We start from the raw sequence: 12,881 nt of genomic DNA on the forward strand, positions 1-12,881 counted from the left end.
AACTATTGATTCGATAAAATACGTTGGAAATATCATCGGTTTCGTTTTATGAATTCTGACGTTTTTTCAAAAGAATTTGCATGTCTTCCAGAAACCAGGCACCGACAAATGCCGCCAGACTAAAACTGGCAGCTATCAGAAAATCTGTACGCAAGGTCTGAACAATCATGGCAGCGTGTTCAGCAGATGACGCCACACCGGCCATTAATCCGGAAAAAACGGCACCAAATGCAGCTACGCCCAAGGTTCCGCCCATGGAGCGAAACAAGGTAACCGTCGAAGTAGCCACTCCGAGATTTTTATGCGGAATCGCCAATTGTGCGGACAACACCAATACCTGCATGGTCATGCCAAGACCAAGGCCCAACAACACCAAGGCAGCGTCGATATGCCACATCGGGGTCTGCTCACCGAGTCTGGAAAGCCAACCCAAAGAAACCGTGATCAGCAGCGCACCGATAATGGGAAACTCCCGATAGCGCTGTTTATGGCTGATCCGCCGCCCGGCCATAATGGACATGGACAACATTCCGACCAAAAGATATAACAATTCGAGTCCCGACATGGTGGGTGAAAAATGGCGAACATCCTGGAGATAAATGGGTAAAAAACTGATGGAACCCAACATGGCCAGGCCCACAAAAAAAGACAGGATGACACTCAAGGTAAACGTCCGGAAGTTAAAAAAAGACAGTGGCAGCAATGGTTGAGGATGGTGTTTTTCAAAGATGAAAAATCCGGCGAAACTACCCAAGCCTATCGCCAAAATCAACCATAATTCGGGAGAATTCCAGGCCAATATCGGACCTGCCACGCTGGCAAATAATACCAGCGCACTTAATCCCGTAATCAGCAAAACGGTCCCCCAGACATCCATAATCCATTCAGCCGTACGTAGAGGTTTGGGAAAGGCGGTGCCAATAACCAGCAAGGCAAATATGCCAATGGGCACATTAATATAAAAAATCCAGCGCCAGCTCAACGTCTCCACAATAAACCCACCCAGAAAAGGGCCAATTAAAGTAGCTAAACCAAAAGCAGCACCGACTAGCCCCTGATAGCGGCTTCTTTGAGTTACCGGTATAAAATCCGAAATAGAGGCAATGGCGGTTACCAGTAAACCGCCACCACCAATACCCTGTAAGGCACGAAACAGGATGAGTTCATCAATATTTTGGGCCAATCCCGAAAGGGCTGACCCGGCCAGAAATAATAACACAGCGGATTGCAGCAAATATTTGCGACCCAGCAAGTCACCGAGTTTGCCATACACCGGCAAACAGACCGTGGAGGTCAGCAGATAAGCCGTGACAATCCAGGGCAATTTAGCCAAGCCATTCAGGTCACGAGCAATAGTCGGCAAGGCGGTCGAAACAACAGTCTGATCCATCGCCGCGAGAAAAATGGAGGACAGAATAGCTACAAACATCAGCCACGCCGACCAATCCAGCTGAAAATTCTTTTCGTTATCGGTAGTGTCTGGTTTTATGTCCTGCATATCAGCTCGATTGCTCTGCGTCATCACGCTTCCACCCCTGCCACCAGGCCATCAACATGCCCATCAGCATCGGGCCCACAAAAATGCCCAAAATACCCAGCACCGAAAGCCCCCCAATAAGTCCCATAAAAATCAGCATGAAAGGCATTCTTGAACGACCACCGATGAGTAACGGTTTCAATAAATTATCTGCCAAGGTGGTAATAATGTTACCGGCAATAAATATCACCAAGGCCAGCAGCGGTTCAGATGCGGCCAACCAGACCCATAAGGTCACCCCGGTAAATACTGCCGAAGCACCAAAGGGAATCACGGAAAACACCCCGGATACCGTCCCCCAGATCAAGGCATGTGGTACTCCGCAGGCGGCATATAAGGCCCAAAACAACAGCGCTTCAAACAAACCGGTAATCACGACACTCCAGAAAGTGCCTCGCAAAATATCGAGACCACGGGAAACGACTTTCCACACTTCAGCACCAGCCAGTCCGGTCACCCGTTCGGCCAGTCCCTGAGCCAACGTTTCGCCATGCAACAGAAAGAAAAACAGGAGCAGCAACGCCAGACTGGCATTAAAAGCCGTATCTTCGGCACCCCCAAGAACATTCAGCACCATTTGCCCATGCGCCAGCAACGCATCCGAGCCACTAAGAACCTGCAATCCCGTAAAATGCGGGGCCAAAAGAACACTTTTTGCACTGATTCCTGGTAAAAATGCGCCAAGCCAACCCGTAGCAACGCGCCACAAATGCCGCAACGGATCCAGTAAAATCAGCGGCAAATGCTGACTCATCCAGGCGGGTAAAGCCCAGTGCGATAGTTCTTCCCCAGAAATCCATGGCCCGAGCAAATGCAGACCGCGCAGCATTTCTAAAATCACAAAGGCCAGCGGCAAAAGAATCAAACTGGCCGCAGTCAGTGCAAAAAACAATGCGCCCAAAGGTCGCCATCGCCCCGGTATGCGCGCCACAAAAGGCCAGAAAACCACAGAAAGCACCGCCGACCAGGCCAAGGCTGACCAAAAATCCTGCAATATCCAAATCAATGCAACAGCAATCAGTAAAATGGGTAACCAACGCTGCACGGATTGAGTACGATCCGTCAAAATGCTGCCCTCGTCTGAAATATCTTTTCCATTATGCCTGAAACTGCATTTTGGAGCGTCATAAAATCGCGCCGACATTGCGTGCGGCCGAGCGCCAGAAGGCAGAGGGAAAGTAACCGCATTGAACCGGGATATTGATGCCGGTGTCGCTCTGAAGTGTTTAATGATTATTATTGACGACTTCGGAGGCGATGATATAGCATCAAAACATCATATCATCCAACACGACGAAGGACTGTCTCATGCGTACTACACTGGATATCGAAGACGATGTGCTTGAAGCCGCACGTGAACTGGCGCGGCGTGAGCATATCAGTGCAGGTGCAGCAGTATCCCGACTTTTGCGTGTCGCGTTTACCGGCCATTTCCCCATATCCACAACGCCGCCAGAAACCACTGTAGTGAATGGCTTCCGCCCCATTCCAGCTAATAACCGGCTCGTCACCGATAGTCTTATCGACCGGCTGCGCGATGAATCTGGCCTCTGATGCGCGCCCTGCTCGACGTCAATGTACTGATTGCTCTGCTCGACGCCGCCCACATCCACCACCGCGCTGCCCATCATTGGCTCGCACAGCAGAGTGATGGCTGGGCCACCTGCCCGATCACCGTCAACGGCTGCCTGCGCATCCTCTCACAACCCGGCTATCCTGGAGCTTTGCCTATTGCGGATATCGCCGGGCGGCTAACCGATGCCACCGATTCCCGGTCTCACGCTTTCTGGCCCGACAGTCTCGACCTGCTCCACAACAATTCACTGGACTGGACTAAGGTAATCGGTCACCGCCAAATTACTGATGTCTATCTGCTCGCACTCGCGGTGGACCATGATGGATGCTTTGCGACCTTCGACCGGCGCATTCAGCATAAGGTTTTGCACTCCGCCCGTGAGGAACATCTCATCATGATTCCAGGCAGATGAACTGAAAGATGTTCACTTGGGCAAAATTTGGGCGCAGATTTGTGCATTTTGAAGATGCCATAGAAATTCAATCGAAGCGCGTATGCTGCGGGGCTTGGTTGCCCGCGATGCGCCTTAACTCTCCCTCTTGTACCTCATATTCTCCCAGATGCACACGCATCAGGCTTTTCCAAAGTTTTCCGTGGTTGGGAACCGAGAAGTGGAGCAGCTCGTGAACGATCACGTAGTCCCATAGCTCGGGTTTCAGGGCGGGCAGTTCGTCGCTGAAATTCAAATGACCTGCGGTGGAACACGAGGCCCATTTGTTGCGCATCGGCCGCACCCCCAGCCAGACAATCTTGACGTCCAGCTTGTCGGCCCAGTGGCGGACGCGCTGCTTGAACTGGCCTTTGTGATCGATTGCCATCATTGCGCTAAATCCGATCCGCCTTTTCCAGCAGCGTAAACAACTCATCCACCATCGCCGTCACCCGGTCCAGGTCCTCCGTTTCGGCGAAGAGGGCGAAGGTCACTTTTTTGCGGAGTTCACGCAGGGCGTTTTCGCTGCGCTTCCAGTTCGGAAACTCGGTGAAGGCGTGGCGAATCTTCCGGCTGACCGTCTCGGCGTTCTGAACCTTCGCGTCGAGCAGACTGCGGTAGACAAAATAGGTCAGGCCATCGAAAGACTTCTCGGCCTGTTCCTTCTTCCGCGTTTCGTTGCCTTCCACTTCACGCAGCAATTCGGCCAGGGCTTCGGCCGTGCTGGTCTGGCGCGCCTCGAAACTTTCCTGCACCGCCCGCGCGCGTTCCGCCATGGCGATAAGGTAAGGGTCGTCGCTGTTTTCCTCGGCCAGCTTTTCGATGCTTTTGATCAAGTTGATGACTTTGGTGCCATCCCCGCCCTGCTTGTTCTTGATCAGCTCGATGGTATTACCGTTGATCGCGACCATCTCGCCCAAACCGCCCACGCCATAACTGCCGACCCGATGATGTCGGCCTCGACGTCGTCGAGCCCGAGGCGCTTGGTGCTGATGGCTTCGATGAGGTTGGAGAGGCGGTCGTCGTCGAGGTCGCGCTGGCCGTGGGTGGTGGCGTTGAAATCGACGCGGTCGATGATGCCCTGCAAGAGCGGGTTTTCCCGGGCGATGGCCCGCATGTGGGTGGTGACGCCTTCGCCGATCTTGTCGGCGAGCTTGCGGATGACAGACCAGACGGGCTGCTCGGGATCGTCAGGGACAAGGGGAAGATAGAAGCGGACGAGCTTGTGGTCGGCCCTGGCGAGCTGGAAGGCCTTCTTGCGCGAGCCAACCTAAGCGGCAATGCGATTCAGCTCATCGTCAAAGACGTCGCAAAGGCGCTTAGTGAAAATGAGGGGGAGGATGTAGTCCTTGTATTTCGGCGCGTCCTTGGCACCACGGATGGAACACGCGGCGTCCCAGATCCAAGATTCGAGGGATTTGTCTTTACCGTTATTGTTTGCCAATTGAGGTTGATCCGTACGAACCGCAACCATTTTTCCCCCATTTCTGATGCCTAAAATGGGCACAGCTTGGGAATTATATGGGCAATAGTCAATAAAACAAAAAAAGCACCCAGGCTATAACCTGGATGCTTGATTCTTTTGGCTCCCCGGGACAGGCTCGAACTGCCGACCTAGTGATTAACAGTCACCCGCTCTACCGACTGAGCTACCGGGGAAAAGTGGGCGTATCCTAGCCTTCCCTTTGCTTCGCGTCAAGAACTGTGGGGCATTTTCAGGATGATGTTTCAACACCGCTTCACGGTCGGAGTATTTCGCGATAGACTGCCCCACGCCATAATTTAACGTCCTGATCCTGCCCATCCAATCATTCGGTGAACCCAGCCATGATGTTCCTGAAACGCCTGCCAACCGTACAAGAACCACGATTGTACATGGCGCTGGAACGCACGTATCTAGGTTACTTTAAGCTACTGTTTGTATCGATCGGAACAGGATTGGTTTCAGCCCGTCTTGCCGTACTGTTTTTGGCATTACATTACGCAAAACTGGGCCATTTTTTTACCGAGCTTTTCAATGTACTGACCTGGCCAGCCATTGCTCTGGTTTTTGTGGTAGGCTTGAATTTTATGTTTGATCTGCAACATATTGAAAAAGGACCCCCCGTGGCAGCAAAAGAGATTATTGATCCGCGTATTTATATGGCCGCCGAACGTACTTTTCTGGCATGGGTACGAACGGGTATCGGTCTGATTGCTTTTGGCTTTGTCATCGAAAAGTTCGATTTTTTTCTGGAACAGCTTTCTATCATGCTCCACACCAAGCTGGTTATGGGAGAAGGGTTCTCAGGAATGGGCATTATATTTATTGTCCTGGGAATCACCAACCTGATGATCGGTGGTATCAATTTCATTCGCACCGTCAAGAAGGTAGATGAAGGCTGCTACCATGTCCATAAATTCCTGTATGGTCTTTATGGCGTTATTTTATTTGGTATTACCGTCGCACTGGCGGTCATGATTATTCGGGTTTCCCTGTAAAATCAGGAAAGCGGAATCAATGCATCCTGATAAGCCCAATAACAGGCATGAAAGGGGTATTTTTCGGATCCTTTGCGAGCATTACGCCATACCGGCAATCCGCTTTCTACCAGTAACTCCAGGCAACTGCACACCCGCTGATCATAGGCAGAGGCCGGAATACCGGCATGCCCTCCCCAGGCGATAATCACTCCCGAACTTGCCGTAAGCGTTGTTTTGATGACCTTGTCATTCTGCGGGCCGACTACATGCGCCGCACCCTTCGCAAGCAACGCTTTCCCCACTTCTTTACTGTCTGTACCCCTGAGCGCAAAAAGATTCAAAATGTGGACCCCACCACTTTCCGGGAAATTGCGCCATACATATTCCGAGGCCGTGCGTACGGTTTTATCTGCGGAGAGCTCACTGGCACTGGAAGGGTTTTTGAGAAAAACCGTCATCATAGCGCCTTTACGCTCACGAAATGGCAAGCTCAATCCATACCGCCAGGTACGGCACGGTGAAAAATCTGCCTGAATAGCTGCCATATCCACGGCTGGTGCATGTTGTACGGTTCGCCCGATTCTCAAGGTGCTGGAGGATAGGTTATTCGTCACGTTTTGGATTCCCGTAATCATTGCCTGTTAATCGTCAACCATATCAGGCGGTGGGGTCGCCCGACCAGTCCTAGCCTTTTCCTGCCCATCGCTATCAAAGCCAGTGCATCCTCTGATCAGCAAAAGGACGACCTGACCGCCGCATAGCACTGCAACACTCCGTTGCAACGATTCAACATAATAAAATACATATTTAACAATTAGATAAAAAATTAAATTGTTGCAGTGATTTTTAGGGATTTTATAAAAACCATATTTTACATGCGCTTATTATTTGGCACAGTTTCTGCTAATAGACAGGCAAACACTTTGGGCGTTGCTTAAGCTCATCAAACCTGCAAGGAACCTGTCCATGAAAACAAACACCTGGCGTTATGCATTAGTTTGCGGCCCGCTCCTTTTGGGCATGGGTTTTGGCACGGCCCTGGCGGCCGCGCCGAGCCTCGTAACGGTGCAAACAGCGCCCGGCATTGGCCCCGTACTGGGGGGCCGGGTCATCCCGGCGTTTACGGTCACCCTGCGTGCCCAGTTGCCAGGCCGGGTCAAATTTGTGGCGGGTGAAGCCGGAATGCCCATTGCACCGGGCCAGCCTTTGGTGGCTTTGGATGACGATCAGCTGCTTGCCCAGAAAGCCCAGGCCATTGCGGCCTATCAGGCCGATGAAGTCGCCCTGCACAACGGTTATTCCCAGTACGGATATCAGCTGTACAGTTATGACCCCCCCTCCTTCATGAACCCTTTTACCTGGATGGGCCAGGGCTTCAAGGCCATGATGGGCAACAGCCAGAATCCCTGGGCCACCTATCAATCCAATCTGGAAAACCGGAAAGCTACCGCCCTCAAGGCGCAAACCCAGCTGGAGGCTTCAGCCTGGAGAATCCGTCAGATTGAGGCGGAGATGAACAACTCGGTTTCCATCGCCCCCTTTCAGGGCGTAGTCCTCGCAAAAGAGGTTAATCCGGGGGATATTGTGCAGCCCGGTCAGCCGCTCATGGTGCTGGGCAGTGGTGGACCCAAGCAACTGCTGGTCAAGGTGCCGGAAAGTCTGGCTGGCAATCTGAACCCCGGACAATCCCTGCCCGTCCATCTGGGCGATAACGCGGGCATGGTGAGTGGCAGGGTCGTTCATGTCGCCCCCCAGGCCAATCCCCAAACCCATACGGTGGCCGTCAAGGTCAGTCTGCCCCGCAATGCCGCCATCCGCGTCGGGGCGTACGCGACCATCAGTCTGCCCAGTTACGGCAGCTCTGCCCAGAATGAACCGGCCATTCCCCGTAGCGCCCTCATTCCCGGGACTTCTTTGCCCTCGGTGCTGGTGGATCATCACGGAGTGACTGAAATGCATGTGCTGCGCCTGGGTGGACCCTTGCCGGATGGGCAGATTCAGGTGCTGGCCGGACTGCGCGTGGGTCAGATCATCGTCAATGATCCCCCCGCCGGAATCGGGTCCGGTTATCAGCTCCAGACCAGCGCGTCTTCCGGGGAGTAAGCGCCATGCATAACGGTTGCCAAACCCCTGAGCCGGAAACCCCGGAAACCAGACCCTCGCGCAGTCTGGGATTGGCCGGTTCTATCGCGAAGATTTTTGTCAGTTCGCCGCTGGCGCCCCTGCTCCTGATCGTGCTGCTCGCGGCGGGCATTCTCGGCCTGATTTCCACGCCCAGAGCTTCCAACCCGCAAATCTCCGTGCCCATGATTGATATTTTTGTGGGTTATCCGGGGCACTCCCCTGCCGAAGTCTCGCGCATGGTCAGTGATCCTCTGGAACGCATGATGAGCGAGCTGCCCGGCGTGCGCCACGTGTATTCGGTGTCGAATCGCGGCGAATCCATGGTCACCGTGCGCTTTCAGGTGGGCAGACGGATGGGTCCCTCCCTGGTGGAGGTCTACAACAAACTCGCCGCCAACATGAACCGGATTCCGCCGGGAGCCACCCATCCTCTGGTCCGTGCCAAGGGCATCAACAGCGTCCCCTTCATGACCTTTACGCTCTGGTCCCGGGAGGTCGGTCCCGCCACCCTCAACGAAATTGCCCGCACCGCGTTGCAGCATCTCAAGCAGGTTCCCCAGACCGGGGAGAGTTTTATTGTCCACGGTCCTCAGGAAACACTGACCGTCGATATTCATCCGGGCCGCCTGGCCGCTTATGGCATCACCCCGCAGCAGGTCGCACAAACGATCAAGGCTTCCAATGCCCAGACGGAAACCGGGCGGACCGATGTGCAAAACATGCAGATGCGCATTGTCACCGGACAGTTTCTGCGCACGCCGGCAGAAGTCCGCAATCTGGTGGTCGGGGTGTATGAAGGAGAACCGGTGTATCTGTTTCAGGTGGCGCAGGTCCGACTCGGCCCCAGCGATCCCCACAGTCTGGTGACTTATTACCAGAAGGCTGGCAAAAATCAGCCCGAAGTGGATGGCGCTCCGGCGGTCACCATTGCCCTGGCCAAAATTGCCGGCAGCAACGGCGTGACGGTCGCCCGGGCACTCATCCAGAAAATGCACAGCCTGGAAGGAACGGTCATTCCCGGTAATGTGCATGTCAGCATCACCCGTGATAACGGCAAAAAAGCCAACGCCAAGGTCGATTCCCTGCTCTTCAAGCTTTTTGTCGCCACGGCAGCCGTCACCCTGCTGATTCTACTGGCCCTGGGATGGCGGGCGGCGGCTGTCGTGGTCATCACCATCCCGCTGATTTTGCTGATTACCGTGTTCTCGGCCTGGTTATTGGGGATCACCATCAATCGGGTCAGTTTGTTCGGATTGATTTTCTCCATCGGTATTCTCGTCGACGACTCCATCGTGATTGTCGAGAACGTTTATCGCCGCTGGCTGCAGGAAGGAACAACGTCCACCGAAACCCTCATTGATGCCGTGCGCGAAGTGGGTAATCCCACCATTCTGGCGACTTTTACGGTCATTGCCGCCTTGCTGCCCATGGGTTTTGTGGGCGGGATGATGGGCCCTTACATGGCTCCCATTCCGGTATTGGGTTCCGTGGCCATGCTTTTCTCCCTGTTCACGGCCTTCGCTCTGGCCCCCTGGTTGATGCTGCGCTTCAAACCCAGCCTGAAAACCCTGGAACGTATGCATAAGGGCGAACACCGGCAGGCCACCTGGTTGCGCAAATTTTTCCGGAACACCCTGATTCCGCTGATTCGCCGCAAATTTTATGGTCGCCTGTTTCTGGGTGGCATTGTGGTCGCGTTTTTTGCCAGTCTGGCGCTGTTTCTGGTCGAGTGGGTGCCTTTCACCATGCTGCCCCATGGTAATTCCAGTGCCTTTAACGTCGTCATCAACATGCCGGCGGGTACCGCCATGCCGGTAACCGCCAATGTGACGGCCGAGGTGGTACAGAGCTTACAGGGGATGAAGGATGTCCGGGCGCTGCAAAGTTATGTGGGCACGCCGGAACCGTATGATTTCAATGGCATGGTGCGGCATTACTACCTGCGCAACCAGCCCTGGCAGGCCATGATTCATGTGCAGTTACTGGACAAAGCCGAACGCAGCGCCTCCAGTTCCGAACTCGCTGTCGTCGCGCGGCGGCTGATTACGCCCATCGCGGCACAACACCAGGCCCATATTGTCGTCGTGCAAAGTCCACCGGGGCCACCGGTTTTGGCGCCGGTGGTGGCCGAAGTTTATGGCCCTTCTGCCGCCATCCGCGACGCGGTCACCCGGCAGGTGACGGCCGAATTTGCCCGGGCCAAAAACCTCACCGAGGTGGATAACACCCTGGAAGCCCCCCATGACTACTGGCACTTTCATCTGAATGCCATCAAGGCGGGCATGGCCGGTGTGCGGCCCAGCGCCCTCAACGAAACCCTGGCGATGACCCTCGGTGGCTACAAGCTGGGTAACTTTACGCCCTATGGTCAGAATCTTGCGGTACCGGCCGTACTGCAGGCCCCTCTGGCCCTGCGCAGTAATGTCTATAGTCTGGCGGCACTTCCCGTACCCTCCGTCAGTTATGGCGCCGTACCTCTTTATACGCTGGGGCATTTTAATCGTGAGAGAGCGGAACAACCCATCTACCAGCAGGATCTCAAACCCGTTGAATATGTGACGGCAGGCAGCAGGGGACGTCTGGACGCCCCGCTGTACGGCATGCTGGAAGTCGAAGATGCCCTGTCCGGTTATCTGACCCCCGACGGACACCCGCTGGGCATCGACTGGATCAGCGTTCCCAGCGGTAATCATGCCACGATCAAGTGGGGCGGTGCCTGGACCGTGACCTACAAGACCTTCCGGGATATGGGCATTGCCTTTGCCGTGGCCATTGTCCTCATCTACATGCTGGTAGTCTGGGAATTCGGGAATTTTGTCATCCCCGCCATTATCATGGTGCCCATTCCCCTGACCCTGATCGGGATTTTACCCGGTCACTGGCTGTTTGGGGCGAGCTTTACGGCCACATCCATGATCGGTTTCATTGCTCTGGCCGGCATCATCGTGCGCAATTCCATTCTGCTGGTGGATTACTCCCAGCAAAGAGTAGCCGAAGGCATGCCGGTCATGGATGCCCTGATTGAAGCGTGCGCGACCCGTACCCGGCCCATTGTGATTACGGCGCTGGCACTCATGCTCGGTTCCGCAGAAATCATCACCTCCCCGATTTTCCGGGGGATGGGTATTTCCCTGCTCTTCGGGGTCATGATTTCGACCATTCTTACCCTGCTGGTCATTCCTTTAGGCTGTGTCAGCGGTCGTGCTGCGTTCTGCCCGGCGGGGATGGATCTGGGTGACACGCAGCCGAACAATCCGCCCCCCTTCCCGTTTGCGCCCGCCAGCATGCAGGTCTCCCTGTCTCCCCGGGATAGTCTGGCGCGAAGCGATATTCAATCTGCAGCACTGGTTCAGGATACGCCACCCAAAGATGCTGGTCCCCTGACCATGACCCTGGAAATGATCGGACAGGATATTCGCGCCTTTTTCCGGGCCACTACCAAAATCCTGCTGGCTTTGCTCGGACAACTCTGGACCTGGCTGATGAAGCGCCCGGCCGCCCACAACAAGCCTGAAGCGCCGGGTCCGCAGTCGCCTTCAGGGCCCGTGAGCCCCCCTCAGGGGCCGGATGGATCATCGCAAGGGCCAACGAATCCTCACGCCTCAACTTCAGAAAGTACCAGCGGATCGGCCAAAAGTCCGGTCAGCGGGCAGAGCAATCCCGTCGCAACCAAAGCCGCTGAAACCACTGCGTCACCTTCACCCCGCGCCAAAGCGCGTGGCATTCATTTACGGTCATCCGGTTCCAAACCGAAAAAGGAGGATTAATCCCATGACAAGCCCAACAACCCTTTCCCCCCGTAGCCACAAGCGCCTGTTCTGGCTGGGGGTGGCGGTCTGTACGGCACTGGGCATGCAAGCCCAGGCCCTGGCGTCCGTGGACACGCCCTACTCCAGCCCATATTCGGGAATGCCGGGTCCTGACATGGCCAATAGCGCAACGTCTTCCGGCTGGTCGGAGACCCGTCCAGATCAAGCACTGCCAGCGCCAATGCCAGCAGACTCCACCTATGCCGAGTGGCATGGATATGCCCCGCACCGTACATCCAGCTATCCCTACGAGACCAACGGCTGGCCTGCACCAACTGAAAATGCAGACAGCGCCTGGAACAGCGCAGAACAACAAGCCCCCCAGAGCACGCCACCCGCTCCAGGCTGGAGCAACCATGAAGCTGCCATGCCTACAGCCACATTCAACGAAGTAGCGGACTGGGTTCCCCCACCTCCGGGTCCCTACCCCAATGGGCCTGACGAAGGCGCCATAGATACTACGCCGCCAAGCTCTTCCCCGATGGCGATGGCGCCACAGGGATATGCCCCCCAGCAAGGATACGCACCCCAATATACCCCAGGACCAGCTTATGGTGGTCCGAATGCTGGCCCCATGGAGTCCATGCCCTACCGGGGCCCCAACATGCCCTGGCAAAACGCGCCGAGACCCGGTTATGGTGCGCCCTCTTATGGCCGACCAAACTTTGGCCCTATGGGACCCATGCCCTGGCAAGGCCCCAACATGCCTTGGCAAAACGCGCCCAGACCCGGTTATGGTGCACCGGCTTTCGGACCATCACCTTACGGGCCTAATCCTTACGCCCGCCCGCCTCAATACGGCCCACAATATGCTGGGCCAGATTATGGGGCACCAGCCTACGGGCCATCACCCTATGGACCCCCTCCCGAAGCCCGGCCACCTCAGTCTTATGGCCCGCAGCCTGGTTATGGTTATCCATAAACGGAAATATCGGGATATAG

Annotated in this window: 13 protein-coding genes and 1 tRNA gene; 6 read left to right on the top strand and 8 right to left on the bottom strand. The window is 55.2% G+C overall.

The genetic code is table 11. The annotated features are described in order from the left end of the window. Positions 1-46 precede the first annotated feature (46 nt). Complete coding sequence (locus tag GCD22_RS10875; RefSeq protein WP_226859295.1) at positions 47-1,522, bottom strand: MDR family MFS transporter; 1,476 nt, start codon at positions 1,520-1,522, stop codon at positions 47-49. Next, positions 1,500-2,603, bottom strand: a complete 1,104-nt coding sequence (locus GCD22_RS10880) for an AI-2E family transporter (RefSeq protein WP_024894929.1) — start codon at positions 2,601-2,603, stop codon at positions 1,500-1,502. Before GCD22_RS10880 ends, GCD22_RS10875 begins: the two co-directional genes overlap by 23 nt. A 242-nt stretch (positions 2,604-2,845) precedes the next feature. Between GCD22_RS10880 and GCD22_RS10885 the strand changes: the two genes are divergently transcribed. After that, positions 2,846-3,091 (top strand): hypothetical protein, encoded by a 246-nt coding sequence (locus GCD22_RS10885; RefSeq protein WP_031575201.1) that lies wholly within the window; start codon positions 2,846-2,848, stop codon positions 3,089-3,091. Continuing rightward, complete coding sequence (locus tag GCD22_RS10890) at positions 3,091-3,525, top strand: TA system VapC family ribonuclease toxin (RefSeq protein ID WP_031575198.1); 435 nt, start codon at positions 3,091-3,093, stop codon at positions 3,523-3,525. The genes GCD22_RS10885 and GCD22_RS10890 overlap by 1 nt, the downstream gene beginning before the upstream one ends. Positions 3,526-3,592: 67 nt before the next feature. Here the strand turns inward: GCD22_RS10890 and GCD22_RS10895 are convergent, their stop codons facing one another. The 5 genes from GCD22_RS10895 to GCD22_RS10910 form a co-directional block, all read right to left on the bottom strand. Continuing rightward, complete coding sequence (locus GCD22_RS10895; protein WP_031575195.1) at positions 3,593-3,934, bottom strand: M48 metallopeptidase family protein; 342 nt, start codon at positions 3,932-3,934, stop codon at positions 3,593-3,595. 4 nt (positions 3,935-3,938) lie between these two features. Then, entirely contained in the window at positions 3,939-4,472 is a 534-nt protein-coding gene (locus GCD22_RS10900; protein ID WP_031575192.1) for a hypothetical protein, read from the bottom strand. Beyond that, the gene (locus GCD22_RS18990; RefSeq protein ID WP_420313677.1) at positions 4,421-4,660 is read right to left on the bottom strand and encodes a hypothetical protein; all 240 of its coding nucleotides are present in this window, start codon (positions 4,658-4,660) and stop codon (positions 4,421-4,423) included. The genes GCD22_RS10900 and GCD22_RS18990 overlap by 52 nt, the downstream gene beginning before the upstream one ends. Before the next feature lie 153 nt (positions 4,661-4,813). Beyond that, positions 4,814-5,017 carry a type I restriction-modification system subunit M N-terminal domain-containing protein gene (locus GCD22_RS18995; protein WP_404813607.1) on the bottom strand — a complete coding sequence of 68 codons (204 nt, stop codon included), beginning with the start codon at positions 5,015-5,017 and terminating at the stop codon, positions 4,814-4,816. 109 nt (positions 5,018-5,126) lie between these two features. Next, positions 5,127-5,202, bottom strand: a tRNA-Asn gene (locus GCD22_RS10910). A 168-nt stretch (positions 5,203-5,370) separates the two neighbouring features. On the opposite strand from GCD22_RS10910, the gene GCD22_RS10915 reads away from it, so the two are divergent. Continuing rightward, a complete protein-coding gene (locus GCD22_RS10915) occupies positions 5,371-6,024 on the top strand; it encodes a YidH family protein (protein WP_010638524.1) in 654 nt (217 codons plus the stop codon). Between the two features lie 2 nt (positions 6,025-6,026). On the opposite strand, the gene GCD22_RS10920 is transcribed toward GCD22_RS10915, so the two are convergent. Next, complete coding sequence (locus GCD22_RS10920) at positions 6,027-6,620, bottom strand: DUF1643 domain-containing protein (protein WP_237747511.1); 594 nt, start codon at positions 6,618-6,620, stop codon at positions 6,027-6,029. 352 nt (positions 6,621-6,972) lie between these two features. Here GCD22_RS10920 and GCD22_RS10925 point away from each other — a divergent pair, with 352 nt between their 5' ends. The 3 genes from GCD22_RS10925 to GCD22_RS10935 are packed head-to-tail and all read left to right on the top strand — an operon-like array spanning position 6,973 to position 12,861. After that, the gene (locus GCD22_RS10925) at positions 6,973-8,109 is read left to right on the top strand and encodes an efflux RND transporter periplasmic adaptor subunit (RefSeq protein WP_051690748.1); all 1,137 of its coding nucleotides are present in this window, start codon (positions 6,973-6,975) and stop codon (positions 8,107-8,109) included. 5 nt (positions 8,110-8,114) lie between these two features. Next, positions 8,115-11,897 (top strand): efflux RND transporter permease subunit, encoded by a 3,783-nt coding sequence (locus GCD22_RS10930; RefSeq protein WP_031575181.1) that lies wholly within the window; start codon positions 8,115-8,117, stop codon positions 11,895-11,897. A gap of 4 nt (positions 11,898-11,901) precedes the next feature. After that, positions 11,902-12,861, top strand: coding sequence for a hypothetical protein (locus GCD22_RS10935; protein WP_031575178.1), 960 nt, complete (start codon positions 11,902-11,904; stop codon positions 12,859-12,861). Positions 12,862-12,881 lie beyond the last annotated feature (20 nt).

This window comes from Acidithiobacillus thiooxidans ATCC 19377 (assembly GCF_009662475.1).
In the GTDB taxonomy this organism is placed as follows: domain Bacteria; phylum Pseudomonadota; class Gammaproteobacteria; order Acidithiobacillales; family Acidithiobacillaceae; genus Acidithiobacillus; species Acidithiobacillus thiooxidans.